We start from the raw sequence: 25,321 nt of genomic DNA, 5'->3' as shown, positions 1-25,321 counted from the left end.
CAGGCTTGCCCCAAAGAGATAGACAGTTTTATGGTCGATTATCAAAAATCTGTCGTGTGCGGTTGTTAATGTTTTAAATTAAATTTTCTGGTATTGCTTGTTGTGCTTTTCAATGTCTTGTTTCATTATTTTATGGATTGTTTTTGAGTAATAATTGCTGTTACATTTTTATTTCGTTTTGTAAATAGACTCAAATATTTTATCTAACTTTGCGAAGACATGATATTTGTTCAATCAAGCGAAGTTGCTTTCCATGCGCAACCTAAATAAAACACAGTGGTCAATTTAAGCGTAGTGATAATAATTAAATATGAGGTGAAACATGGTGAACGATAATCGGAATAGCTGCAAGCTGTATCTTTCGGATGAAAGTGTCAAAAATATTCAATAAAGACTTCCAAAGATAGAAAGTCAGGTAAGAGGTATTTCAAATTACATTGCCCGCTACTTATGCAAGGGAGTTAATCGGTCTTATATCTTTAAAATTTCTAATCATTAAACCGATAATTTTTACGATTCTCTTTGCTTTCTTATTGAACTCTTAACCGCTCTATTTTATCACGACAATCTTAATATCGGAACTTCTACGAACTACACTGATTGTTACATCCATGTTTGTACGTTGAATATGAAGGCTGACAAATTGATCATTAATACGAAGGTTTTTAAGATTAACCCATTTTAATGACTCAGGCAAGACAGGATTATTAAAGGTTATTGTTGACGATAAAACATCAATAGACATTCCCAGAGCTGCCTGCAGCATCATAAATGAAGATGCTGCCGACCATGATTGCACAGGACATGCCACCGAATAAAGTGTTGGAGCTTCAGATAAATGCCTGTCAAAGCCGCAGAACAGCTCCGGCATCCTATGCAAATTAAAATAGATGCTTGCATCGAAAAATCCTGTCAAAATCTTCAACACCTCTTTTTTATAACCGTATTTAGCTAATCCATATGCTATCAATGCGTTATCATGCGGCCATATGCTTCCGTTGTGATATGACATTGGATTATAACGAACCTCTTTTGTTGATAATGTACGGATGCCCCATCCTGAAAAAAATTCCTTGCTCAATAACAGTTTTGCAAGTTTATCAACATGCTCTTCTGCTACAATACCCGAAAAAAGACATTGCCCTGCATTGGATGTCTTAACTTTACACTGTTTTTTATCTCCGTCCAAAGCAAGTGCATACGAAGAAATCTCCTCACACCAGAAAGCATCCTCAAACTTTTGTTTAAGCCTTGCAGATTCATTTTTCATCTGCGATGATAAATCGCTGCAGCCGAGCAGTTCTGCCAATCTTGAAGCTTCTTTCTTGGCAGAATAGGCGTAAGCCTGGACTTCAGAGAGCGCTATAGACGGCATAGCTATCATACCGTTTTTATAAAATACAGAATTTGATGAATCTTTCCATCCCTGCTGTTTTAGACCATCGAGGCTGCGTGATTCATATTCAATAAACTCATCCTGATCTTTATCGCCGTATTTATTCATCCATTCAATAGCCATGGTAATATTAGGCCATATAGACCTAATAAAAGGAGTATTTCCGGTTCTTCTATGATAAGCTCCGGCAAGCATTACAAAAAGAGGCGTACTGTCAATGCTCCCATAATATCTTCCAAAAGGTACTTCATTAAGGCTTGCCATCTCTCCGTTTCTAGCTTCGTGAAGTATCTTTCCTGGTTCTGCATCCTGTTTATCTGAAATTGTCTTTGCCTGAAAATATGATAATGTTCTCAAGACTCCTTCTGCAATATCAGGATTAACCCATAAATATTCAAACGCTGTAACAAGAGCATCCCTTCCAAAAATAGCGCTGTACCACGGAACGCCTGCATATGGATATTCACCATACTTTGTATGTGTAATCATCATGTGAATATCAACCGACGATCTATTTATCCAATCATTGAACTGTTCATTTGATGTATAGATTTTGCAATCTTGATCTTCCGATTTTTTCAGCTCTTCTTCCACACTATTCAAAGAGGTATAATACATAGACTTAACATCTCTATGCTTTTCTTCTTTTAAGGTATTATGAGATTGCCTATCCTCACTCTCCATAGGCTTATATGCTCTAAACGGTGCGGCATAAGATAGGTTTGCAATATCAGGTTGTTCATCTTCTATAATAAAGCTCGTGGTAATATAAATATCAAATTCTTCCTTAGAAGCAAGAAACAGATCAAAAAATGCAGTAGATTCGGAAAGAATGGTAGGATATGGTGAAAATTCTATCTTTGTTTTGCGAACAATTTTATCCAGTCCTTCATAAGCAAGCTCAACAAAAGAATCATTAGTTACAGTTTTGAGGTGTTTACCATGATTTTCCCTTTTCGAACCTCGTATCTCAAAAATATCGGCAAAATCAGCATCAAAATGAAGATGGTATGGTATTTTTACATCAACTTGTCCATAATTGAACAATTTTATATGCTCGTATAACCCATTTTTAAATAGAAATTTGGAACGAGATAGTTGTATAATATCTCTTGGTATCACAAGCTTCTCCGTTTTTATATCATTGTTTGTGAGATTTGTTCTCAGCAGCGTATTATCCGATCTTTCTATGGCGCTTAAAAAAAGCGGTATAAAAGTATCAAATCTCAGTTCGTATCTACACAAAAACCGGGTATCTTTGTAATAAACTCCATTTTGTCTCAGTCCATAATGATGAATATCACCATATCTATTAAATATTGCAAACATATCACCATATTTCAAATTATGTATATTGTCGTTTATAAAGGGAGAAGCTGCGAGAATATAAAATTTATCATCAACCGTTATTACATCTTTATATTCCATAAATTGCCCTTCTATTTTGATTGTTTTGAATGATCTTTTCGTAAATATTCAAATAGTTTTCAGCCGTTAGCCTTGATGTGAAACGTTGGTCAAAAATTTGTCTGCATCGTTTTCTATCTATTAAATCAATGTTTGAAACGGCCTTAACAGCGCTATTAATACTGTTGACTATAAAACCATCTATGCCGTTATCTATAATCTCAGGAACAGAACCATTTCCATACGCAATTACAGGCGTACCGCATGCCAGCGATTCTATCATGACTAATCCAAACGGTTCAGGCCAATCGATGGGAAATAGTAGTGCCAATGCGTTTCCCAAAAAGTCTTGTTTATCTTTTTCGCATATTTCACCTATAAACTCTATCATAGGGTCGTCCAACAAAGGCTTGATTACATTTTCAAAATATTCCCTGTCTACTTTATCAATCTTTGCCGCTATTTTAAGTTTCATTCCGCTTTTTTTTGCGATTTCTATTGCTCTGTCGGGTCTTTTCTCAATTGAGATGCGTCCGAGAAAAACAAGGTATTTATCCGGCTTTTCGTTTAATTTGTATAAATCTTTAGGTAATCCATGATAGACCGTACCCTGCCAGTTGGCAAAAGGAAGCGGGATTCGCTGGGCGTTTGAAATGGAAACAACCGGTATATCGTTAAATTCCTCGTAAAATGGTATGAGATCAGGAAGATCCAGCCTGCCATGCAGCGTTGTTATATGAGGGACGTCAAGCCTCCTTGCAATGGGAAAATGAATGCAGTCTATGCTGAAATGAACTATATCGAACGATTCAATTCTCTCCATAAGCTGTTCAATCAAAAGCAAATGATAAATTATGGGGTCCCTTTCATTCATCCTTGTAGCCTCGGGAACAATGCCAACGAGTTCTGCTTTCGTAACCGAATCACCGCTTGCAAAAAGCGTAACATCCAATCCCATATTTACCAATTCTTCGGTAAGATAAGAAACGATTCTTTCAGTTCCGCCATACTGTTTGGGAGGAATACTCTCATATAATGGTGCAATCTGGGCAATTCTCACATTACTACTCCTCTAAACGAACCTTTTAGTGCATTTTTGGTATAAAATTGCTGGTATAAAAAAATTATTTATCAGCGGATAGTGCAAATAATCTGGATATTATGCAGTAATCTCATTGAGCGTAACACAATTTTCTTTATGTTTCAATCGTAAATTACAAAATATGAGCTATAATGAGGATGGATGCCATGTATCAAACAACCTGTAGGAGGTAATTATAAACAATAAGGTTGCATTAATCACGGAGGCAAGTTCTGAAATAGGAATGGTTACTGCCATATTGCTTGCAAAAATAAAAGTAGGCTTACTTGCAAGACGCATTGATAGATTAACTGCCCTGAAGAAAGAGATAGAACCGGCGAATGCTGTTGTTCTGCCGGGTGATGTTATAAAAATGGATGATCTGAATAAAGCTGCAAACAGACTCATTGGCATGTGGTGGACATATTGATATTCTTGTAAATGACGCAGGGCTGATGCCTTTATCATTTATAAAAAACTTGCATATTGACGAATGGGAGAGAATGGTCGATGTAAATATAAAGGACGTACTTTAACAGCCAAAACAATAGGATGTAACGGATCGGGTGAGTGCGGATGTGCGCTTGTTTCACCTTTTCTTGCAGCATCAGGTAAAGCCAGCAGGGATTGCAGCATTACGCATAACAACGATTTATCGCCTTTTGCCAAAAATGCTATTTTTCAAAATTCTCATACTGTTTCTGCCGCATTGCGTCTATTTGAACCTGAACAACATCCTCCCTATATGGAGGTAATTCGGTTGTCACATCGGACAATTTCATAAATATAGTATTTTCCAAAAGAAAATTAGTCGGCATTAAAGGAGATACACCGGGTTTTTCCTTCACGTATGTTCGCGGGTTTGAATATCCGCCGATGCTGCTAAAAATATCGCTTACCGATAAGATGATTGAGAAAGCGAAATTCTTTAAAAGCAAAGGAATTGCTTCTTTTGATGCCTTACGTTTGGCAAGTGCAGAGAACAATGCCGATGTTTTATTAACGGTTGATGATTAGTTTTTAAAGAAAACGGTAAATATAGCGCAACTAAAGATAAATGTCTATAATCCATTGAAATGGTTGGAGGAGGCGATTTATGAAAATAATTGATTACAAGACTGACAGGGAAATTCAAAGTGCAGGGTATGAATATTTGAGAGAGGGTCTTGGCGCTACCGGATTAATAAGATTTATGCAACAGTGTGAAAAGGGCAAGGGTAATTATACGCAAGACAGATCTCTATGGCAAAAGGATTATTTTGTAGATGATTTGGCGTTGGGAATTAAAACAAGGAAATCAGATTAGATTTTTACCTCATTCTTTCAAGAAAACCCCACTCTCTATTAGACGGGGGGTGGATGGAAGAAATGTGTTACCGCAGGTTTGCTTGCAAACCGAGGCTATTTGTGGCATAATCTGAGCATGATGCTCTATTTGTCAAGATAACTTTTTCTGAATTTTTATTCCGATCAACTCCTAAATCAATTTTGACAAGGCAAGATGCTTCTATAAATTGATACTTAATCATGAGGGGGTTAAATGAGTACGCCACAACAATACATAGAAGATATAAAAAATAGGCAACTTAAATCGGATGAAGATGTACTTGATTCTCTCGCAGGAGCAATAGATAGGCTACAAAAAGCATTTCCACGATACGGGAGTTTTTTAATGGAATTTGTGCAGAATGCCGATGATGCCAAAAGTTCGTCTTTAAAAATAGAGATTATAGAAGATACCGTGAGAATATCTAATAATGGGAATTCATTTTTAGAAAAAGATGTGAAAAGTATATGCAAAGCCGGACGCTCTTCAAAGACGCCTGAGAATTACATCGGTTATTTGGGAGTAGGATTTAAATCGGTATTTCTAATATCTGAACGTCCGGAAATATATTCCGGCGACTTTCACTTTAAGTTTGACAAGAATCATTGGAAGGATTCCGATCAAAAACCTTGGCAAGTGATGCCTCTATGGATAGATAACCCACAAGTAAATATTTCTGAAAAGTACAAAACGATATTCAATTTGCCTCTTAAAGAAGAAAAATTACTGGAAAAGATACATTCAGAGGTGAAACCTGATCATTTAAACAATAGAATATTACTTTTTTTAAACAATATTGAAGAAACGGAGATAATAATATATTCCAAACAGGATCCCAAGCAGAATTTCAAGAGAAGAATTATAAAATCCAAGGATTCTAAAACATCAGGCTATGAGATTTATCAAATTAAAGAATACAAAAATGATATTTTGGAAAAACATAGATGGGTCATATTTCGTTCTTCTTGCATAACACCGCAAGAAGTAAAAGATGATTACGTAACAAGAGAATGGGAACGAGAACATGTATGTACAAGGGAGATCGTAGTTGCCTTTAAGATAGATGAGGAAAACAATTTAATGCAGGAGGAAAAAGGTACTGCGCATATGGGTGTCTTTAGCTTCTTGCCACTAAAAGAAATCCTAAGCGGCTTAAATTTTTTAATTCAAGCAGATTTCTTAACAACACCGGGAAGGGGAGAGCTTGCTCGTGAATGTTTATGGAATGATTGGCTCGTTGATGAAATATATAAATTAATTATTGAAGAAGCAATACCTTCTTTTTTAAAGAACGAAAGATGGAAAATGAACTTTACAACAACATTAGATTCTTACGAAGGAGGGCATGAACTCTTCGAATCCCATATTAAAAAACCATTAAGAAACTTTATAAACAACAATGCGGTTTTAATAGCGACTGATGGTTCGGCAATAAGACCCGATGGAGCTGTGATCATAGTGTCTTACGCTAAAGAGCTTACATCAGAATCCAGTCTAAAGCAGTTATACCCTGATAAAAAAATTCTTGCTGCCGACTGTAAAATTCCGCGGAGTATTAAACAAATAGTTGAAAAAGGCTCAACTTTTAGTGAAGACAGTGGAATAGATTATGAGATGGCAAGATTAATAAAACTTGAGGCAGAGCAAAAGAATTTATCTTTTTTCAAGAAATTTTACAGTAAATTATCAAAATATGCAGAATCTATTTCACGACAGAATGATTTAAGATATCAGAATATATTACTTACGGATGACTATGGGTTAGCATGCCCTAAAGATAAAGATGCTTTCATAAATACAGGTACTATTTCAATTCCCATGGAAGCAAGAGATAGTCTAAAATTTATTCACCCGGAGTTATCAGCAGATAAAACAATATTAGGATTCTTAAAGGCGTTAGGAGTTGAAGAAGTAACCACAGAACATATTCAAGATATTTTAAAGAAAAGAGAGATGCCTGCTATTCGTAAAAATTGGCCACAGTTTTTGGATAATAAAAAAGTTGAATACATTAAATCATTTAAGACATCATGGGAAAATAGGCAAATTCTTATTGGAGACTTGAAATTTCTAACTTTAAGAACAAAATCCGGCAAATGGCTTAACCCCGAAGAAATTATTTTCTCTAAAGAATACAACCCTGAACATAATATTGAACAATTAATAGATAAGGAATTGTACGATTTACCGATAGAATTAGTTAGTACCGAATTTATCAAAGATGATGATGATGATGATAAAATCAATAAATGGCGCAAATTTTTTGAAGAATTAGGAGTTGATAAAAAAGTAGAACAAGAAAGAAATAGTATCGTCCAGCGAATAGGGACAAAAGTAGCAATGCAGTTTGAGAAGGTCAATAGAAGAGAAGCAAGAGAGTTGAATGAGTCTGAAAAACCTGGGTATGATATAGAGTCTGAAGAGAGATATATTGAAGTAAAAAGTAGCAGTACGCCAAAGCCGGATATATCTATAACTGCAAATGAATTAAAAACCCTTAGAGAAAAACGTAACGAATATTTTATTTATGTAGTTAAAGACGCCCTTAAGTACCCGATCCTATGTGTAACTATAGGGGATAAATTATTGAACATAGACGATATAAAAATGACTATACCATTTGATAAATGGTATAGTAAAGCTAAGGATGAAGAATTCCATATTTTTTAAAACTCTCTCGCAAATTGCTACGGAAGGGATAACAATTAAAAACCGGAGTAAAATTTATCCGTAGCTTTAAACATGAAAAGTATCCATTCCTCCCACTTTCTACATTTGGTTACATCCAATAACCGGTAATAATCATTTTTATGTTCAGAGATGTATTTTGAAAGATACAGAACAGGCTCGTTTAGCAAGTCATATACGGAGAGTAGCAATACATTAATTACCCTCTCTCCTATGGTCTTCTTTCCGATGTAATACCATAGAGATAACCTACAAGAAGCATTCTCAGCAGAACCTCAGGATCTACAGATGGTCTGCCTGCGTGACTGTATATGTGTTTTGTCCTTTTGCGTATAAAAAAGAGTTCGATATACTTGTTTATTAATCTTAAAATATGATTCTCCGGTATCATATCTCCTATATCTATATAGTAAAACAGAGAAGATTGTTTTGTCTTTTCCCCCATCATTGTAGAATAACTCCTTTGAAAGATATTCGAAATAATAGTAGCGGTTTTGGTACCAAAAACCTAAAACCTAAGGACTTCAAGGAATCATTGATATGAAGCGCGCGCAACCTATCGAGTCCGACAATCTTATCAAAATCATCCGTTTGCCTTATAATTTCACTTAAATTTAAAGCTATTTGCTTTATCATCTCATCTGGGGTTACAAGATTTATTCGAACCATGGTGAAATATTAACGATTTTATACCGAGTAACCTGCACCATTTAATCTCATTTATAACGGCGCTTACAGATTTTTCTCTTATCGTTTCATCCGTGCTTCCAAGGTTGACTAAATATGAAAGATGGGCAACGACCATTAGATTGTCTCTTACCAGGCATTTAAAAGAATGGATATCATCAAGGTCAAGCGGTTTTGCCGACCATTGCACCTGATTTTTGTAAATATCTGAACAACATTAGACCCGGTGTTTTTTGCATGCAAGCAGGCATTAGCCGATCCTTCGGCAATGGAAACATGAGCGCCCAACAAAATATCCGCAAATAACATAATTGATTAAGACGTAAAATTTATTTATTATCCTTCGACTCGGAAAATTGTACCACGAATAAGCAATAAGACAAACAACAATCTTCTTGCGGCAAATAACTCAAAACAACTGCGATATCAGCAGTAATGATTTATAACAAAAGTGTATATCATATAACATGGTTAAATAAAATAAGGAGGATAGCCTATAAAAGGAAATGAAAATTATTAAAAGACTTAATCTAAGATTGGCTGATGAGCTAACCGCATTTAATCAATACATGGTTCATGCGAAGATGTGCGATAATTGAGGCTATAGCGATCTCCATAAAGAGATTGAAAAACGCGCAATAGACGAAATGAAGCATGCCGATCGTTTCAAATTATAACAAGATGTATATCGGTTCCACGGCTGAACTAATGCACAAAAATGATAGTAAATTCAAGGAAGGTGCGGTTGAATCCTATAATGAAGATATTAAATTTGCTACCGAAATTAAAGACAACGGAACAAAGGATTTATTGCAAACAATATTAAAAGATGAAGAAGAGCACACGGATAAGCTATGCTAAAAATGGGGCTTCAGGTTTATCTCTCCATATGCATGAAATAAATTTGCTTGATGCTTTTTGCTGTTGTTTTTTATATTTATCGTATTCCAATTCGGCGCTTTGTTTAACCAGTTCGTGCGAAACAGAGCCTGTATTTTTTAAAATATCGCGGTCGTTTAGTTGCAAAAAAGCATTCAATTTGACAATCCAATCTTTCATATAAATCGGAATACGGCGCATGGCTTGCCCTTCTGCGAAAATAAGATAATGATATATTTTCAATATGTTTTGTTGCCCATTGACGAAATTTAGTGGCGATATGCGATTTTATGCGGTATCCAACTGAAATAATAGAATCGAGATTGTAAAATTTGGTTTTATATTTTTTACCGTCTGATGCAGTTGTCAAGAATTCCTTTACAACTGAACTTTCGTTAAGTTCGCATTCAGCAAGGATATTTTTAAGGTGCAAACTGACATTTTGTTTTGTCGTCTGAAATAATTCGGCTATAGTTTTTTGCGTAAGCCAAACTGTTTCGTTTTGAAAACGCACATCAATTTTTGTTTCGCCGTTTTCGGTTTGGTATATTAAAAATTGAGATTTGTTTTTGGGTAAATTATTCATTATTTTTTACCTTAAAAATTTTAATCACATCGTCAAAAGATTTCAATTCGTCTTTTATTTCATCCCACTTTTCTTGCTTTGCGTAAATGGGGTTGTATGTATAATTGCTTTGTGAATTATTTACATCGTCACACCATATTGCAAGGCGTTCAATTTTTTTAATATCGTCCAAATCTTCACGACCCTTGGTTTCTACGATAAAAAAAGTGTTATTCTCTGTTTTTACAAAAAAATCAGGATAATACTCCCTTATATTGCCATCTTTTGCTTGATACTCTATTTTAAAATTTATACCTCCCTCGCCCATTGTGTTTTTTGCATAAGAAATAACATCATTAAAACGGTTCTCCATAAAAGATGCAAATTCCAATTCAAAAGGATTGTCTCCAATAATTTTATTAAATACAGATTTCTCGGGAACAAGAAATGCCTGATTGGATGCAACTTTGGGTTTTGCCGTCTTTAAAGAGATATAATTTTTAATCTTTGCCGTACCCTTATCGCTGACAGTAAGTTTGTCAATGGCTTTTTTGAACGTAGATTTTAACACTTCTTTTGCTTCAATCTCGGATAAATTGCGTAATGTTTGCGGGTTGCTTAATCCAACTTCTTTGCCGAATAGCTTGTATTTAATAAAACTTTCTACTTTTGGATAAAGAATGTTAAAACCGCTAATCAAACGGCTTTTTTGTAAGATGACAGAAGTAAAAAAGCCAATAACATTACGATAATCGGGTATTGTATCTTTGAATACTGTTTTATGCGAAAAACCACCTTCTATATCAGTAAATATAATGTCTTTTAATTCGTTTTCTTCGAATTGTCTAAATGTGGCAATTTTGTGTTTTAATGAATTTACATCAATTAATTTGATGTCTTTATATTCCCGATAAATCCTCGGACTCATTATTGGAATAGCGATGTCTAACTCATCAAGATTTTTGTTTGTGTTTTCTTTATCGACTTCTATAATAATTGGTGTTTCCCCTTTTGCACCCTTACCCATTGGACTATATTGGAATTCAACTCCTTCGGTTTTTAGACTTTCAACAAAGTCTAAAAAGGCAGGCGTGCCGACAACAACGAGTTTTTCGTGCGTGTCGAAACCGAACATTTTCCTCAAACCTCTTCCAATGGTTTGCTCCGGCAAAATTTTTGAATCTGCCCCAAAAGGACGAAGCCCAACGATGGTTGTAACATTTCGTACATCCCACCCTTCACGAAGCATTAAAACAGAAACTACGGCTTTATATGGCGAATCATCCCTATCGATAGTATCTGCGGCTTTGCGTAGTTTTTCCAATTCTTCTTTATCTCTTTTATTTGTTGCATTTTCTTTTATTTCACCTGAATTATTTGTATGAATGGTCAGAACGGCATTTTTTAGTTTTGGGTAATCACTTTCTAAAAATGCGGCCGCCTGGTCGGCTTCTTTTGTGCTCACCGTCATAATAAAGAGAATGGGCACTTTATAATTTCTCAGTTCATCATATTGTTTTTCCCATTCCAAGTATCCAAGATGTATATAATCCCTATATCTTTCAATAAAATCATTTGATTTTTTTTCTTGAATTTTCTGTCGTGAAACTTCATCAGGTAAAACAGGAGATTTTACAACATTCTGTTTTATGGCCTCGACAAGCGGATAATCGCAAATTGTTTGGACAAAAATAGCTCCGTTGTTATGCTTTGGGGTTGCGGAAAAATCTGTTTGTAAGGATACTCCCGTTCCGTTTTTCAGTTTCAATTTATTGCTGATATCTTCGATGCTTTTAAACCAGGCTAAAGAACTGTCGTGAATATGGTGGGCCTCATCGTTTAGAACAACGAGATCTTTAATTTTATCGCTTCTTAAAATTTTACCCAAATCCAACCCTTTTGATGTATCTGCATTTGCTTTGGGTTTGGCACCGAGAAATATATCTTCAAATGTTTGTTCGGGATTTTCGTTTAAAAATACTCTGTGAATATTTGTTAGAAATATATTTCCGGATTCGGCAATCGGTTTCAATTCATCCTGAATGTGCAGAGTAAGTTGAAAATCATTTCGCCAGTCTCTGTCATCAAATCCATTGTCAGGTATAAAAGGCTCTTCAAAGAACATTTTAAAACCGTCAAAGTCTTTTCGTAAACGATTTAAAACAATAATGTTTGGTGCAATCACCAAAAAGTTTTTTGATAAAGGACTATCATTCTCATAAAGTTTGTGAAAGTAACTCCATGCGAGAGTTAAAGCCATTACCTTTGTTTTTCCGACGCCGGTAGCCATTTTGATAACATATCTTGTCCAATTTTCATCAAACATACCTGCACTGACACGCTCTGAAGAATCAAATCGCATTAACTCGTATTTGTCTTTTGCTTTTACAACTTCGTAAAGATAGATGATTGATTCAATTGCTTCTTTTTGCGAAAAAAAGAAACTAAACTTATTTTGTCCGACAAAATGCTCTTGGTCAAACCAAAAATTCATCAAAGATTTTGAAGTTTCAGAAATACCATTGTAATTGTTATTTCGCCACTCTGTTACGGCTAATCTTATTTTATAAACTAATGGCGGTAATAGTTTTTCGTAATCATTCTGAGACGAATCTATCTGTTCCTGCGATGGCGCCCATCTTTCATTGGGTTCCATTATTTTGAAAGGGTCTGAAAACTTCATATTATTTCCTTTTCTAATTCGTATTTATTCAAACGTGGGCAAAAAATAGCTCTTTTGTAATTTTAGGTTTGTGTGTCGGCTTGTGCGAATTGCGAATGTGTATGCTTGTGCGTTGGCTTTCCATTTAAATATTTTTTTGCAGCAGATTAATCATTCTGTTTTCCTCTGTTTTTTAGCTTGTACAGAAAGTTGAATATATGAGGCGTTGGGCGTTTTGAAATACCTGACTTTCAATTTACTATGTCGTTTATTTTTACTCGCAAACTTTTAATTTAACTGCCGCTTACCCAATGACTTATATGTATTGTTGCGGTGTCGTTTTTTAGTCAATTAATTATTCGGAATTATCTTTAAGTCCTTCAAACTTTGCTTTCATTGTAGGATTTCCATGAGTTAATTTTTTAATAGATAAATCATCCGCCTTATTATTGGCTAATCGTAAGTTGTTTTCCGATGATAATAATGCGTCCTTTGTTTTTTGAAGGTGATTAATGGTGTTATCAATTTCGTCAATAACCGTTTTAAATTTACGACTAGCTAATCCATAATTTCTCGCAAAACCATCTTTAAACGTGTTTATTTTTTCTTCAAAATTGGTAATGTCAACGTTTTGATTTCTCATCAAATTTAATTCTGCTTTGTATTCCATTGAATTCATTGCAGCATTTCGAAGAAGTGTGATGATGGGAATAAAAAATTGTGGGCGAACAACGTACATTTTGCTAAACTTATGAGAAACATCAACAATTCCCTGATTGTAGAATTCATGTTCTGCTTCTAAAAGAGAAACAAGAACTGCATACTCACATTTTTTTTCTGTTCGATCTTTATCTAATTCTTTAAAAAAGTCCATATTTTTCTTTTTTGTTGCAGTTTCGTCACCCTCATTCTTCATCTCAAACATTATCGAAATAATTTCATTGCCTGATTCATCAGTTTCTCTGTAGATATAGTCACCCTTACTTCCCGATCTGGCATCATTGTCTTTTTCAAAGTAGGCTTTTTGAAAGGCTGTTGCACGAAGCTTATTAAATTCAGTTTCACAATGTTGTTCAAGTGTTTCGCCAACCATTTTGGTTGAGAGCTTTAGCTTCATGTCTTTACGAAGAGCAATCTCATCATCTTTAGTTTTAAGTTCGGCGGAAAATTTTTCTATTAAAGATTTTTCGAGTAGTTGTTTTTCTGTTTCTTTATTTTTTAAATTATTTGCAAGATTGTCTCGTTCTTTTTCGATTTCTTTTATTGCTTCTGTTACTTTAAGTTTTTTATCAATCTCTGCATTCTGAATTTTTGATTTCATTTCAGAAATTTCGGATTCTTTCTCGGCTAATTTTTTGGCAAGTTCACTTTCACTTTTTGCTTTCAATTCAGTTAGTTCTTTATCTTTTTTTGCAAGATCTTCTTGTAATGAATTTTTAATGTTCGCTTCAGCTAGTTTTATAGCGTTTTCTTTATCTTTTTCAGCAAGATTTAATCGTTCTTGCAATTCTTCTTGGAATTGATGATCTCGAACTTGCTTTAGAATTTCGGCAAATCCTGCCTCATCAACTTTAAAAGCCTTTTTACAATTTGGACAAATAATTTCGTTCATGTTTTTCCTTTTTTAAATGCACGCCAACGGTTTACCTATACTGCGTACCGCATTTTTATTACTAATTTTCCTGCTTACAAATATATTAAATTATGGAACATAATATCCATGTTTACAACTAATTGCGGTATGCAACATGGGTGTTGCTGCGGGTAATTATATCACAGCATACTCTGTTCGATGTTTAAATTCAATATTTAATTTTTCTTTTAGATAGTGTTTCAAAACAAAAACCTCTATCTTATGTGCTTTTCTTGGATTATCAAGATAAAAATGAGTGTAATCTTTTTCATCTGCAGGTGATAGTATCCGCATTTTTCGTTCCTCTTTATTTATATCAGATAAAATATCATCATGTTTAATTGGTGTTTCCCAACATACAATACTGTGTAAATTTTCAAAAGAATGGTTAAACTCTTTTTCTAATGTCCTTTTAAACTCTACATAATAAAGTTTAGAACTTGCTATAGGTGTTTTTTTGTCTCCTTTAGCTATTACATCAATTCCATCATGAGTATCATAATCAATTATTTGAAAAGGAAATAAATCAGGCTCAAGTGTTGATAATAAAAGATAGATAGAAAAAACACCACTTTCTCGTCCTGGCTCAACTAACGTAACATTTTTATATGTCGCAATATTAGTTCTATTTACTTTTTTCAAGCGCCATTCGAAATTCTTTTTTTCCCTTTCTGTTGTTTGATATGAAATCGCTTCATCTTCTAACCATTCCATTGCAGCCCAGTCATCACTTTTAATTATTTCATTATAAATTTTTTTTATCTCATCTTGTACGTCTTGAAGTATTTCTGAAGGCGTATTTTCTACAGAGCCCCTATTAGCTGTTAGGTTAAGAGATTGACAATTAAAAAATGTATGAAATTTAGTATATTCTGAACCTCTGTATGTTATCCACTCATTTTTTCTTTGAATTGGAATAAAATCCTTGCAAAGCCATAAACCATATCTCTCTTGTATTGTGTAAGCACCTCTTGGGGCACTATACCCTTTTCTTCTAATCATTGGGTTATAATCATATTTAACATTTGTTCCTTCTATGCTGAATATTGTTTCATACTTTATTTCTGGATATTTTTTTAAAGTCCCTTTCTTAATAATCCTTTTAGAATAATAATTAGGTGCTTTTGTTAAATGAGTCTCAAATAGTTGTGTGATATTTTTGCTGTCCTCCGGGAAATAATGTCCCCAACTTATTTGCTCATAATTATCCCGTCCTAATCCTTGTAAATATAGAAGAGTTTTATATTTTTCAGGTTCAAATATTTTTTCGATTGATCCATATTTAGTAAACCATAAGATATAATCCTTTAATATTTCATGGGTGAATTTATCTCGCCGGTTATTATTATATCCCCAGATAATAATTCTTGTCCCAGAGCTATCTGTTTCACTTCTTGTTTGAACAACTTCAACTTTAGGAATTTTTCTGTCAAATAGTTTTCTAAAAGGTTCAATCATAGTAGCATTGTATTTTATACCATTCCTCCAAGTTAGAATCTCAATCTTTTTGCTGTTAAAATACACCTTGGTTCCGTGTCCTTTTTCGCCAATAGTGTTTTTATCTCCTCTCCTTAATGAATTGCCTAAATCAAAAAAAGATTGTAAACCTTTATTATCCATGCCACTACCATTGTCTTCAATTTCTATTTTTAAGATTGCTTCTCCATAATTATTTTCAACTAGAAATTTTATTTTAATTTCAGTAGTTTTTGCATCATACGCATTGCTTATAGCTTCTCTGACCAATTCTAATGGATTTGAAAAGTCATTTGCAATTTCTATGAATTCTTGAGTTTCGTCAACTTTAGGTATTATCTCAAATTTTTCCATTTTATATCCTTTTATATAATTCTAATTACCTACAACGGTTATACATGTTCAATTGCACATATACCGCCAAATCGGTGGTGCAAGCACAATTGTTTATATATTTCTTTCACCATCATCTTACCATCCCCTCCTATTCAAAAAGTTATCTGCCGGATTTTTAATATTATCCAATTACCTTTTTGGATACGTGAGTATAAAACTCCGCTGTTTTTAAACTGTTATGCCCCGACAACTTTTAAATATACTTTAAATCAGTCTTTTGTTCAAGTTTCATTATACTTCATTTCCCTCAAGTAAGGACGACCGCCCAAAAGCAGCCGTCCAATCGATATTTGTTTGCTATCCTGAAATATCCCCGGCTGGTTTAATTTGTATCCCAATATAATTTTCATTTATTAATATAAAAAAATCTACATTGTATAATCTATCCCATTCATCCGGTGCTGGTTCAATTTTAATATTAGGGTAAACTCTTTGTAAATCCACTTGTAATTGACCATAAATAGTTTTTATTTCAGTTATGTATCCGTCAAAGGTTCTGTTAATAACCATTTAAAACATATAATTTATGCAATCTTCTTCCGTGATTTCTTCTACTTCTGCTTGAATAACTTCTGTTATTTTAATATAAAGTTTTTCCCAAGTTCTTCAATGTGTTCCTTTGTTCTTACATTTTCAAAGTAATATTTTTTCCATTCTTCAAGTGTTTTAGGTGCACAATTCCTTATTGATTCAGAAGTTGGCCCAACATTACGTTTAAAATTCAGTTGAAACCTATTCATTGCACTATTTAATATCCATTATTTTGCCATAATTTATTTTTCATTTAGATAATTTAAAAATCGGTCTTTGTTTTTAAAATGATACGACATATCAACTTCTGCCAAGCCTTTTTTTATTAAGTGAGCATTCAAAAATGTTTTATTTTTAAGATATAAATAAACCATTAAATGATTTTTTTCATCGTGTTTAGTTTCGTCATATTTTAGAAAAATCTTCTGTCCTTTTGTTTTAAGTTGTAAAAACTCAATAGCTCTTCCATTTGCTTCCTTTTTTTCTTTAACTCCAATGAGCCTTACAATCAAATCATTATTTAATTTTAATAATTCAGGACTGATTATTTCTTTTATTGAATAGTATTTTTCTCTTTTTACGGAACCATTTTGGTCTATTTTTGAACCGAATTGAAGTTTTTTAGGGTCAGTTTTTTTATCATATCTTATACCTTTTTGTCGCTAATTCAAATTGGCTATAACGTATATGTATAGTTATTGTTCTTATCCCGACAATTTGGGCGTATAAGAACAATTGTGTATATTTCTCTTTTATCATTTAATGCTCCTCTACTAAAAAAATCATCATAGGATTTTTAATATTATCTATTGCTCTTTTAGACACATGAGTATAAATCTCCGTTGTTTTAGAGCTGTTGTGTCCCAATGATTCTTGAATATATCGCAAATCTGTTCCTTGTTCTAATAAATGAGTTACAAAACTATGCCTATTTATTATTAACGGTTTGTTATTATTCATACTATATATACATAATTTTTCTTTCTTTTGTAAATACCTTATGTTGCTCGCAAAACAATCTAATCTAAAAATCAGCAGGGATTCTTGCAGTATTTCCTCCTTTTTTTTAAATTATTTTCCTCATACATTTATTATTAAGTAGCTCTATTCATTTGTTGTTCATATAAATCCATAGGAGGTATATATCCCTTGACTTAAATTCCGGTGAAAACTGCCTTGAGTTTTTTACTCACTGTCAACCTCCCGTTAAATTCAAACAAACTTCAAGAAAGAAGATTTGAAATAAATATTCTTAAATCTTTCTTAATTTGCGGGGGGATTATAATGCTCTTTTGTAATTTTAGGTTTGCGTGTCGGCTTGTGCGAATTGCGAATGTGCTATTTATGCGTTGGCTTTCCATTTAAATATGATATTGGGGAACAAAATACATTGAAAGCAAAAAAAGTTTCCTCTGACTCGCATTCAATGTCCAACGCCTCGTTATAAACGATAAATTTCTTTTCTATGTCCCACTTTAATTATATGAACCGTTAAATCGTCGTCCTGAATGGAATAAATTATTCTGTAATCCCCTTGTCGAAATCTGTACTGTTCTCTATATGATAACTTTTGTAATCCCTGTGGCCTCGGATTTAAAGACAAAGCCCTTATCTTTTTTAATATTTTTTGTAGTTCTTTTTTGGGTATCCCATTAAGTTCTTTTAAAGCAGACTTTTTTACGGATATCTCATATTTTACCATTCTTTTTCAGCTCTTTCAGGACATCCTCGAATGCCATTAATGGTTCATCCTTGCGATTCTCAAATGCTGCAAGATCAATTGAATCTTCTGCCAGGGAATATTTAATTGCATCATTCACTATTTCCGATATAGAATGGTCTGTCTCTGCCGATTTAATACGTAAAGCTTTGTGAATGTCAGGATCAAGATAAATTGTTGCGCGTTTAGTTTTAGTTTTCATGTTTCATCCTCCTTAAGTCACCATAACACCAAAACACTTTAACGTCAAACATGAGTTTTTCATTTATCGTCTATAACGTCTCAAATCAGCGGCGGGGCATTTTGCTGTCCGCTGATTTGTTTTATTAGCTTTTAATACTTTTGCCTCCGGATGAACATGAGCTTTGTCTCCTACTGTCTGTAACTCCCGCTGGGTCTCTGCTGGAACTACAGGCTGAAGATATTGTATCCCTTTGAAAGAAGATAATAGAAGGCTGAGTAGGAGATGGCCGTGTCTGACCAAGTTGGTTTTTCGAAATTGCCAACCATTGAGAAATAAGGATGCGGGCCATCTCCGGCTTGCATTGCCATTTGACAGGCGCTTGTACCCTCCACAAGCAGACATGCAGAAAAGGAGATACCCTCCAAGGTTCTCATTTTGATTGGTACCAACATCGGACGTAAATTAGTCCAACTAAGCACCTCTCCGCTTGAGAATTGGATGCCGATAGTTGCACCATGCACACTAATATGGAGAACGGGACAGATGATTCGGATATGCTTTCATAACTTCCGGAAGGCCGATTTTAGTACTACATTGAAGGCTCATAGGTTTATGACGGTTCGTGTAACTGATGGGATCCCGTCCAACTCAACTACTTTTGCAACAAGCGCACCTTCCGATCTACTGTGACAGATATCAGGTGCAGACGGTGATTCAATAATGTAAACAAAGAACTGAAATGCTTGAGGATTTATTGTTTCAGCCATAATTTCTCCCGGAAGCTAACATTATTTATTATCTTACTACTGCTGTTCCTAATCATACGCTAATTTAAAACAGAATCCCCTTATTGTCAAATAAAATATTGCCGAAAATCGCTTGACAAAGTTATTTTATCTCATACATTATTGCTATATGGTGAACGTACAATTATATATCGGGGGTTATTTTGGATTTTAACCATTTTTTATCATTAGAGCAAGGTATAAGCGACAACAAAATATCTTGCTACAATCACCGGATTTCTTTATATCACAAGTTCTATAAAGATAATGAGTCTACAAATGCGAAACGGGATGCCGCCCCAAATTTTGTGTAAATGTTAAAATCCGATAACATACAGAATGAAGAAACAGAAAGGAGATTTGACATGAACACAAAAGATTTAAGCAAGGATTTGACAATAGATAATATATACTTCAAAGCATTAAGCAAAAACTGCAGGACACAGGATGGTCTGTCAAACCTAACCAAGCATTTTATGAAAAATATGATTGAAAATATGCTTAAAGCAGAACTCGAAGATCATATTCAAAACCACCAACACAGTTGAAGGATTCAATAGACAGATCAGAAAAATAACTAAAACCAAAGGAGGATTTTTAAATGATGAATCACTATTTAAACTTGTATTCCTAACTTATAGAGATATTGCAAAGAAATGGGAAAAATCTACCTCAAACTGGGCTGAGATTATATCTCAGTTTTCCATTATTTTTAAAGATAGACTTAATGTATATATAAGGTAAAATGATGTATGATTACATTAGTAAAAATGACTTACACAAAATAGGAAGCGGTCTCAGATAATGATTAATATCACCATTATCCCAATAATAGGAAATATCCACATCAAGCCTCCCCAGAAAAAGTACGATACCATTGCATTCTTCTCCCTAAATATTATACAACATCTTACAATCTATTCATAATGATACCATAAAAAGGATACGGTTGCAGCGCGGACTTAAAAGCGCAATTATATCCTTTATCTCAGACTAAAATCCCCTCTATCCAATGTTAAATTCGGATTATAATATGGGTCGCCATTCATTAAAATATCTTTATGTAATTTTTGGAATGACTCCATCTCTTGTTGAAATCTTGCGATTTTATCCGGCGTGTCCTCATACCCTCTGGATGTTGATTCATAATGATAAGCCTCCGCATATGGGGTATAAATATTTAGATAACCCAATTTTAGCACTCTTAAACAAAAATCAATATCATTGAAAGCTACCTTAAAATCTGTTTCGTTCAACCCGCCTAGCTCTTTATATATGCTTGTTTTGACCATTAAACATGCACCGGTTACCGCCGAGACATTCTGTATGGTATTTAACCTGTTAATGTAACCAAAATCATTCTTATCATAAAACTTATGCGAATGATCGGCGACGCCGCCGATCCCTATAACGACACCGGCATGTTGAATCGTATCATTCGGATAATATAATTTCCCGCCGACGCAACCTATTTCTTTTCTTTGTGAATGCATTAACATTTCTTCGATCCACTTTGATGAAATGATTTCTACATCATTATTTAACAATACGATATGCCCCCCGCACGCATGACTACGAACCGCGAAATTATTGATTTCAGAATAGTTAAATGGTTTATTATACTCATAAATATTTATTCTATCATCAAGAACCTTTAATCTATCCATTTCGTCAAAAGTTTCTTTTTGCCTGCTATCGTTACTAATTGCAAGTATTTCATAGTTTGCATATGTAGATTTATTTAAAATAGACTCTATGCACATTTTTATTAACTCAGGTTTATCCTTAAATGCGATAATGATACTGACTAACGGATTATCAACGATATCATATTCAATCTTAAAAAAATGCCTTGCATTGGCATTTTTTACGGTTGCTTTGATATTTCTGCGCAACATGGCACTTTCCAGCGCTTTTTTGCCATTATTGACGGATTCTGGTTTTACTTCACTATTGCCACTTGCCTCCGATGTCTCAATCCTTCTCCAATGATAAAGAACTTTAGTTATATGATATATTTTATTAGTTTGCTCGGTGAGCCTTAAAAAAAGTTCATAATCTTGAGCTCCATCATAGTTTGAATTGAAATACCCACTCTTATCTATCAATATTTTACTGAAGCAGCTAAAATGTGTTATATAATTGCAAGATAGAAGCCAATCTGGGGAAAAATCGGGTTTGAAGTGCGGATCGCAAAAAGATCCATCTATTGTTATCTTATCTTCATCGCTATAGATAAAATCAGCGCCAGTGTTGTTGATAGCTTTTACAACCTCATATAAAGCATTCGGGGTTATCTCATCATCATTGTCCACCAATGCCATATATTCACCATTTGCAAGTTTTAACGCCTCGTTTGAAGCCCCTGAAATATTTAGGTTCTTTTCTAAAAATTTAATCTTAATTTTTGGACTATTGATATTTTTTAAATAGTTTACAGTATTTTTATTTGTGCTTTTATCGTCTGCTATGCATAACTCCCAATTATCATACCATTGATTTCCTATGGATTTTATAGCCAAATCAAGCCATTTTGGATCTACGTTGTATACCGGCATAATAATAGAGATCAATGGTTTGTATCTAAACCTTTTTATCTCTTTTATTATTTTCCCCGTTAATTTCGGCTGTATATAGCTATAAATCTTAGTTTTCCTAATCTTAGTTTTCCTAATTTTTGTTTTTACTTTATTGATCGTCCGCTTTAAACCGTACCGCTTAAGACTTAGAAATAATTTATTCACCAAATAAGGGTTCTGATCTATTTGTGATTTTATCCTTTTTAGGATACTGATATCTTTTGCAATCTCATATCGCACTGAAGACACTTTTATAATATCAAAACAAAGTATGTCGAATTTTCCATCTCGATTTATAGCATCAATTCTTAGATAGGCTATAGGGCTTTCAAATGTTATATAACCAATATGAGGCTCATTTGATTTAAATTTGACAGATCTTTCTTCGCTAAAATTTTTATTTTCACTGTAATAGATTTGGGTGGCGCCTTGATTATCAGATACTATACTGGAGACTATTTTAAAATATTTTGATGGAGATGGTAATTTTATAGTAATATTTGTATCCTCATTTGCAGAAAATAACGAGCCGTCTTTTAAAACGGTATTTTGTATGTCTACAATTTCCGGCAGAACAGTTTTCCTAATCAGACTATTTCTTATCTTTTTGGGAACTAATTTCAGTTTCAGTGATTCTTTCAGTTTCAGTAATTCTTTCAGTTGTTGTAATTCCTCCTGTTGTTGTAATTCCTCATTCATGATCTTTTTTTGTACTTTTTTAGCAATTTTTTGATTAGTTTTTTTAACACCATTCTTATGAATTTCCTGCACTAGTTTTTTTATCGTATTTCTCCCTTCATCTTTTCCATATAAAATATAATGTGCCAATGGATTCACTCCCGATTCTCTTACATCACTATAGGTATTTAAATAAAAATTAGTATCAAACTCATCACTAGGGTTTCGTCCTTCATCTGCACCAAATTTCAAATAATGTTTTATAGGGTCTACGCCCATCTTTCTCACATCAGGATAAGTAAACAAATAATACTTAACATCAAATAAACCACTCTCTTTAATAGCCTTATAGTATTTTTTGTACCTTAAATATTTTTTCATTTTACCAATCCTTTTATCTTTTTAACCGCTTTTGAAAGCATGCACTGGCTGTCTTCGTAAAAGAGCACCAACTCATCTTTTAAAGCTTCTATCTCTTCTTGTTGTTTATTTATCAGTTGCTCTTTTTGCGTGAGGTTCTCTTTTGTCTTACTTAGCTCTTCACTCTTTACATGTAAGGCTTGCTCTTTTTGCGTGAGGTTCTCTTTTGTCTTACTTAGCTCTTCACTCTTTACATGTAAGGCTTGCTCTTTTTGCGTGAGGTTCTCTTTTGTCTTACTTAGCTCTTCACTCTTTACATGTAAGGCTTGCTCTTTTTGCGTGAGGTTCTCTTTTGCTCTTTCTCCTTCGTCCAAAGAGCTTACAATCTCACGATTGTAAAATAGTTTTTGATAACTAAACAAATCTTCTCTTGAAATATCAAACTGTACACTTAAGTTTTCAGTATTAAACTTATCTTTGAGTGCTAAAACATTTCTTACTATACTTGGTGTTTTGTGAGATAAATTATCTACAGATATACTATGATGCTTTAGGCTTAGTTCTAAAAATTCAGCTATCTGCTTTTTTTGTTTTTTATATTTTGTCATAAGTTTTAAATCTAATGTATTAGATATATTGTTTATCACATTGTCTGTATTGTCAAGTAACTCATCAAAACCCACAAAAACTCTTTGGTGTTCTCTGCTATATTTTTCTGCCAGCAAAAAGTGATATGCCCACAGAAGCATCCCTTTTTCTAGTGGCATCCCATCTCTTTTGTTAAGTGAATTTGCAACCTCTACAGGATTTCTATATGGCAAAATAATTTTGACTTCTATATTTAATTCTTCAAGAACTTTTTTGTAAACAGGAAAAAGAAATATAAGCCGTGGATCTTTTATGGCAAATACATTAGCAAACTCAAACTCTTTTTGTATGGTTTCTTTTAGCTCATCAGTTTCTTTTATATTTCTTACTTTTGATTCATTGTAAAATGTATCATCCCATGAGCTTCCTATTTGAGATAGTAGTTGCTCATTTATCTTGAATAAAATATTATTTTCAAAATAACCTTTTTCATTAGCAGGATCAGCTTCCATGAGTTCACTGCCAAGATACACATCCAGCAAATTAAGCGTACCTGCCAATGCAGACGTCCCGCTTCTATGCATACCCAATACTAATATACATGTTTGTTTCATACTATTCATTTCCTTCTATCCATTCACCTTCAACAAGATGATTATAAGCTACAGCTATTTGTCGTTTTGAAAACTGTTTTTTTCTATGGTTCCAATTATGTATTTTTTCTACAGCACTCTCAATATTATTTGCATGTTCATATTTACTGACCCAATGCACCGTTACTAGTAATTCAAGTCCAAATGGTGTCTCAAACCCATCTACTAAACTGATCACCTTTTTAAAATGTTCTTGAGTTGTATGCTGTTGCTGCAAAAACTCTTTTGCGTCTTCAATCGCACCAGGTAGTAGTTCTATTTGTTTATCTGGTGCATCACCACCATCTTCATATCCGCTAATAAGATGACCTTCTATAGCATTGAGAACATGTCTTAGATTGTCTGCGTATGGACCATAGGGAGCTTTGCTGTACTTCAGTCTTAATCTTTCACCACTCTCTTGCATAAAGTACATCAACTTATGCACCTCCAATAAACTTACCATAGGGTCATCATCCCTTTTAAATACCTATCTATAAGCTCTACAAGAGCCGCACGCCCCGCTGTCATCTTTGGCATATCTTTACTTATATTTTTTTCTATCTTCTGTTCCAATGGCTCAAACTATACTATTTTGCATTTAGTACCTGATAACTTATGTGTAATTATATTTTTAACTTTTTGCCATTCCAGACCACCAAGTCCGCTACCAAGCGGTGGAATTGCGATAGAGTTGATACTGTACTTTTCTATTGTCCGTATCAAGTCATCTAGCCCTTTTTCTATATCTTCGATTTTACTTTTACCTTTCCAGTGTCTTTTTGTTGGAAAATTAATGATATATTTTGGATTTGTTAATTGCCCTGTCTGAAAAATAAACATTTTACCAGGAGCTACCTCGCCTTTTCTACAAGCCTTTGCATACTCTTTGAAATTTTGTGGAAATTTATTTTTATATTGAAGTGCCAAACCTCTCCCCATAACTTCCACACAATTTACCGTATTAACAATAGCATCAACATCTTCAGCAAAGATATCTCCATTTTTATACTCTATCACGATCCCCTCCATATCTAATAATACCACTCATTTTTAATCTCTACAGT

Annotated in this window: 22 protein-coding genes and 4 pseudogenes; 7 read left to right on the top strand and 19 right to left on the bottom strand. The window is 33.8% G+C overall.

The features are described from left to right. Nucleotides 1-550 precede the first annotated feature (550 nt). Together ACMCNP_RS04965 and ACMCNP_RS04960 are read right to left on the bottom strand one after the other, a co-directional pair. Nucleotides 551-2,824 (bottom strand): amylo-alpha-1,6-glucosidase, encoded by a 2,274-nt coding sequence (locus tag ACMCNP_RS04965; protein WP_419314639.1) that lies wholly within the window; start codon nucleotides 2,822-2,824, stop codon nucleotides 551-553. Beyond that, the gene (locus ACMCNP_RS04960) at nucleotides 2,814-3,863 is read right to left on the bottom strand and encodes a glycosyltransferase family 4 protein (protein ID WP_419314637.1); all 1,050 of its coding nucleotides are present in this window, start codon (nucleotides 3,861-3,863) and stop codon (nucleotides 2,814-2,816) included. Before ACMCNP_RS04960 ends, ACMCNP_RS04965 begins: the two co-directional genes overlap by 11 nt. 265 nt (nucleotides 3,864-4,128) lie before the next feature. Between ACMCNP_RS04960 and ACMCNP_RS04955 the strand changes: the two genes are divergently transcribed. Both ACMCNP_RS04955 and ACMCNP_RS04950 read left to right on the top strand, forming a co-directional pair. Then, on the top strand, nucleotides 4,129-4,314 hold the full coding sequence (locus tag ACMCNP_RS04955) for an SDR family oxidoreductase (RefSeq protein WP_419314634.1): 186 nt from the start codon (nucleotides 4,129-4,131) through the stop codon (nucleotides 4,312-4,314). A gap of 25 nt (nucleotides 4,315-4,339) precedes the next feature. Next, nucleotides 4,340-4,420 (top strand): hypothetical protein, encoded by an 81-nt coding sequence (locus ACMCNP_RS04950; protein WP_419315892.1) that lies wholly within the window; start codon nucleotides 4,340-4,342, stop codon nucleotides 4,418-4,420. Between the two features lie 138 nt (nucleotides 4,421-4,558). Here the strand turns inward: ACMCNP_RS04950 and ACMCNP_RS04945 are convergent, their stop codons facing one another. Continuing rightward, on the bottom strand, nucleotides 4,559-4,822 hold the full coding sequence (locus tag ACMCNP_RS04945; RefSeq protein WP_419314632.1) for a hypothetical protein: 264 nt from the start codon (nucleotides 4,820-4,822) through the stop codon (nucleotides 4,559-4,561). A 158-nt stretch (nucleotides 4,823-4,980) separates the two neighbouring features. Here ACMCNP_RS04945 and ACMCNP_RS04940 point away from each other — a divergent pair, with 158 nt between their 5' ends. Continuing rightward, complete coding sequence (locus tag ACMCNP_RS04940) at nucleotides 4,981-5,190, top strand: hypothetical protein (protein ID WP_419314630.1); 210 nt, start codon at nucleotides 4,981-4,983, stop codon at nucleotides 5,188-5,190. A 234-nt stretch (nucleotides 5,191-5,424) separates the two neighbouring features. Next, complete coding sequence (locus tag ACMCNP_RS04935) at nucleotides 5,425-7,881, top strand: sacsin N-terminal ATP-binding-like domain-containing protein (RefSeq protein WP_419314627.1); 2,457 nt, start codon at nucleotides 5,425-5,427, stop codon at nucleotides 7,879-7,881. A 235-nt stretch (nucleotides 7,882-8,116) separates the two neighbouring features. Here the strand turns inward: ACMCNP_RS04935 and ACMCNP_RS04930 are convergent. Together ACMCNP_RS04930 and ACMCNP_RS04925 are read right to left on the bottom strand one after the other, a co-directional pair. Next, nucleotides 8,117-8,347 (bottom strand): annotated as a pseudogene (locus tag ACMCNP_RS04930) (transposase); the annotation flags it as partial. Nucleotides 8,348-8,536: 189 nt separating this feature from the next. Beyond that, nucleotides 8,537-8,776: a TIM barrel protein gene (locus tag ACMCNP_RS04925; protein ID WP_419314624.1), complete on the bottom strand. Its 240-nt coding sequence runs from the start codon at nucleotides 8,774-8,776 to the stop codon at nucleotides 8,537-8,539. A 518-nt stretch (nucleotides 8,777-9,294) separates the two neighbouring features. Here ACMCNP_RS04925 and ACMCNP_RS04920 point away from each other — a divergent pair. Continuing rightward, nucleotides 9,295-9,447, top strand: a complete 153-nt coding sequence (locus ACMCNP_RS04920) for a ferritin-like domain-containing protein (protein ID WP_419314621.1) — start codon at nucleotides 9,295-9,297, stop codon at nucleotides 9,445-9,447. On the opposite strand, the gene rhuM is transcribed toward ACMCNP_RS04920, so the two are convergent. The 11 genes and pseudogenes from rhuM to ACMCNP_RS04865 form a co-directional block, all read right to left on the bottom strand. Then, the gene (gene rhuM / locus ACMCNP_RS04915; RefSeq protein ID WP_419314619.1) at nucleotides 9,439-9,645 is read right to left on the bottom strand and encodes a RhuM family protein; all 207 of its coding nucleotides are present in this window, start codon (nucleotides 9,643-9,645) and stop codon (nucleotides 9,439-9,441) included. The two genes, ACMCNP_RS04920 and rhuM, sit on opposite strands and share 9 nt — an antisense overlap. After that, nucleotides 9,551-10,051: a virulence RhuM family protein gene (locus ACMCNP_RS04910; protein ID WP_419314617.1), complete on the bottom strand. Its 501-nt coding sequence runs from the start codon at nucleotides 10,049-10,051 to the stop codon at nucleotides 9,551-9,553. Before ACMCNP_RS04910 ends, rhuM begins: the two co-directional genes overlap by 95 nt. Then, nucleotides 10,044-12,713 carry a DEAD/DEAH box helicase family protein gene (locus tag ACMCNP_RS04905; RefSeq protein WP_419314614.1) on the bottom strand — a complete coding sequence of 890 codons (2,670 nt, stop codon included), beginning with the start codon at nucleotides 12,711-12,713 and terminating at the stop codon, nucleotides 10,044-10,046. Before ACMCNP_RS04905 ends, ACMCNP_RS04910 begins: the two co-directional genes overlap by 8 nt. Nucleotides 12,714-13,047: 334 nt before the next feature. Next, nucleotides 13,048-14,304 (bottom strand): DUF2130 domain-containing protein, encoded by a 1,257-nt coding sequence (locus ACMCNP_RS04900; RefSeq protein ID WP_419314611.1) that lies wholly within the window; start codon nucleotides 14,302-14,304, stop codon nucleotides 13,048-13,050. Nucleotides 14,305-14,460: 156 nt separating this feature from the next. Continuing rightward, a complete protein-coding gene (locus ACMCNP_RS04895; RefSeq protein ID WP_419314609.1) occupies nucleotides 14,461-16,155 on the bottom strand; it encodes an ATP-binding protein in 1,695 nt (564 codons plus the stop codon). A gap of 360 nt (nucleotides 16,156-16,515) precedes the next feature. Beyond that, nucleotides 16,516-16,937, bottom strand: a pseudogene (locus ACMCNP_RS04890) (MjaI family restriction endonuclease); the annotation flags it as partial. Nucleotides 16,938-16,970: 33 nt separating this feature from the next. Beyond that, nucleotides 16,971-17,240, bottom strand: coding sequence for a thermonuclease family protein (locus ACMCNP_RS04885; RefSeq protein WP_419314607.1), 270 nt, complete (start codon nucleotides 17,238-17,240; stop codon nucleotides 16,971-16,973). Between the two features lie 247 nt (nucleotides 17,241-17,487). After that, entirely contained in the window at nucleotides 17,488-17,688 is a 201-nt protein-coding gene (locus ACMCNP_RS04880) for a tyrosine-type recombinase/integrase (protein WP_419314603.1), read from the bottom strand. A gap of 481 nt (nucleotides 17,689-18,169) precedes the next feature. Continuing rightward, a complete protein-coding gene (locus ACMCNP_RS04875; RefSeq protein ID WP_419314600.1) occupies nucleotides 18,170-18,430 on the bottom strand; it encodes a type II toxin-antitoxin system RelE family toxin in 261 nt (86 codons plus the stop codon). Beyond that, complete coding sequence (locus tag ACMCNP_RS04870; RefSeq protein WP_419314597.1) at nucleotides 18,417-18,650, bottom strand: ribbon-helix-helix domain-containing protein; 234 nt, start codon at nucleotides 18,648-18,650, stop codon at nucleotides 18,417-18,419. The genes ACMCNP_RS04875 and ACMCNP_RS04870 overlap by 14 nt, the downstream gene beginning before the upstream one ends. 584 nt (nucleotides 18,651-19,234) lie before the next feature. Continuing rightward, the gene (locus tag ACMCNP_RS04865; RefSeq protein ID WP_419314594.1) at nucleotides 19,235-19,399 is read right to left on the bottom strand and encodes a hypothetical protein; all 165 of its coding nucleotides are present in this window, start codon (nucleotides 19,397-19,399) and stop codon (nucleotides 19,235-19,237) included. 383 nt (nucleotides 19,400-19,782) lie between these two features. Between ACMCNP_RS04865 and ACMCNP_RS04860 the strand changes: the two genes are divergently transcribed. Beyond that, entirely contained in the window at nucleotides 19,783-19,965 is a 183-nt protein-coding gene (locus ACMCNP_RS04860; protein WP_419315933.1) for a hypothetical protein, read from the top strand. After that, nucleotides 19,940-20,161: pseudogene (locus ACMCNP_RS04855) on the top strand (transposase); the annotation flags it as partial. The gene ACMCNP_RS04860 and the pseudogene ACMCNP_RS04855, both read left to right, overlap by 26 nt. 239 nt (nucleotides 20,162-20,400) lie before the next feature. Here the strand turns inward: ACMCNP_RS04855 and ACMCNP_RS04850 are convergent. The 3 genes and pseudogenes from ACMCNP_RS04850 to darG form a co-directional block, all read right to left on the bottom strand. Continuing rightward, nucleotides 20,401-23,055 carry a glycosyltransferase family 2 protein gene (locus ACMCNP_RS04850; RefSeq protein WP_419314591.1) on the bottom strand — a complete coding sequence of 885 codons (2,655 nt, stop codon included), beginning with the start codon at nucleotides 23,053-23,055 and terminating at the stop codon, nucleotides 20,401-20,403. Then, nucleotides 23,052-24,245 (bottom strand): sulfotransferase family protein, encoded by a 1,194-nt coding sequence (locus ACMCNP_RS04845; protein ID WP_419314589.1) that lies wholly within the window; start codon nucleotides 24,243-24,245, stop codon nucleotides 23,052-23,054. Before ACMCNP_RS04845 ends, ACMCNP_RS04850 begins: the two co-directional genes overlap by 4 nt. Further along, nucleotides 24,238-25,274: pseudogene (gene darG, locus ACMCNP_RS04840) on the bottom strand (type II toxin-antitoxin system antitoxin DNA ADP-ribosyl glycohydrolase DarG). Before darG ends, ACMCNP_RS04845 begins: the two are co-directional and overlap by 8 nt. Nucleotides 25,275-25,321: the final 47 nt, after the last annotated feature.

The organism is Candidatus Acidulodesulfobacterium sp. H_13, assembly GCF_048541835.1.
Taxonomy (GTDB): domain Bacteria; phylum SZUA-79; class SZUA-79; order Acidulodesulfobacterales; family Acidulodesulfobacteraceae; genus QIJE01.
Note: the sequence above shows the minus strand (reverse complement) of the source record. Positions and strands in the feature narration are given on the sequence as shown.

Excerpts from the sequence above, each read along its gene's own strand:
- ACMCNP_RS04905 (WP_419314614.1), bottom strand. The coding sequence starts at position 12,713 with ATGAAGTTTTCAGACCCTTTCAAAATAATGGAACCCAATGAAAGATGG.
- ACMCNP_RS04895 (WP_419314609.1), bottom strand. The coding sequence starts at position 16,155 with ATGGAAAAATTTGAGATAATACCTAAAGTTGACGAAACTCAAGAATTC.
- rhuM (WP_419314619.1), bottom strand. The coding sequence starts at position 9,645 with ATGAAAGATTGGATTGTCAAATTGAATGCTTTTTTGCAACTAAACGAC.
- ACMCNP_RS04865 (WP_419314594.1), bottom strand. The coding sequence starts at position 19,399 with ATGGCTGAAACAATAAATCCTCAAGCATTTCAGTTCTTTGTTTACATT.
- ACMCNP_RS04900 (WP_419314611.1), bottom strand. The coding sequence starts at position 14,304 with ATGAACGAAATTATTTGTCCAAATTGTAAAAAGGCTTTTAAAGTTGAT.
- ACMCNP_RS04920 (WP_419314621.1), top strand. The coding sequence starts at position 9,295 with ATGCACAAAAATGATAGTAAATTCAAGGAAGGTGCGGTTGAATCCTAT.
- ACMCNP_RS04845 (WP_419314589.1), bottom strand. The coding sequence starts at position 24,245 with ATGAATAGTATGAAACAAACATGTATATTAGTATTGGGTATGCATAGA.
- ACMCNP_RS04875 (WP_419314600.1), bottom strand. The coding sequence starts at position 18,430 with ATGGTAAAATATGAGATATCCGTAAAAAAGTCTGCTTTAAAAGAACTT.
- ACMCNP_RS04955 (WP_419314634.1), top strand. The coding sequence starts at position 4,129 with ATGGTTACTGCCATATTGCTTGCAAAAATAAAAGTAGGCTTACTTGCA.
- ACMCNP_RS04940 (WP_419314630.1), top strand. The coding sequence starts at position 4,981 with ATGAAAATAATTGATTACAAGACTGACAGGGAAATTCAAAGTGCAGGG.
- ACMCNP_RS04965 (WP_419314639.1), bottom strand. The coding sequence starts at position 2,824 with ATGGAATATAAAGATGTAATAACGGTTGATGATAAATTTTATATTCTC.
- ACMCNP_RS04910 (WP_419314617.1), bottom strand. The coding sequence starts at position 10,051 with ATGAATAATTTACCCAAAAACAAATCTCAATTTTTAATATACCAAACC.
- ACMCNP_RS04950 (WP_419315892.1), top strand. The coding sequence starts at position 4,340 with ATGCCTTTATCATTTATAAAAAACTTGCATATTGACGAATGGGAGAGA.
- ACMCNP_RS04860 (WP_419315933.1), top strand. The coding sequence starts at position 19,783 with ATGAACACAAAAGATTTAAGCAAGGATTTGACAATAGATAATATATAC.
- ACMCNP_RS04850 (WP_419314591.1), bottom strand. The coding sequence starts at position 23,055 with ATGAAAAAATATTTAAGGTACAAAAAATACTATAAGGCTATTAAAGAG.
- ACMCNP_RS04935 (WP_419314627.1), top strand. The coding sequence starts at position 5,425 with ATGAGTACGCCACAACAATACATAGAAGATATAAAAAATAGGCAACTT.
- ACMCNP_RS04870 (WP_419314597.1), bottom strand. The coding sequence starts at position 18,650 with ATGAAAACTAAAACTAAACGCGCAACAATTTATCTTGATCCTGACATT.
- ACMCNP_RS04880 (WP_419314603.1), bottom strand. The coding sequence starts at position 17,688 with ATGAATAATAACAAACCGTTAATAATAAATAGGCATAGTTTTGTAACT.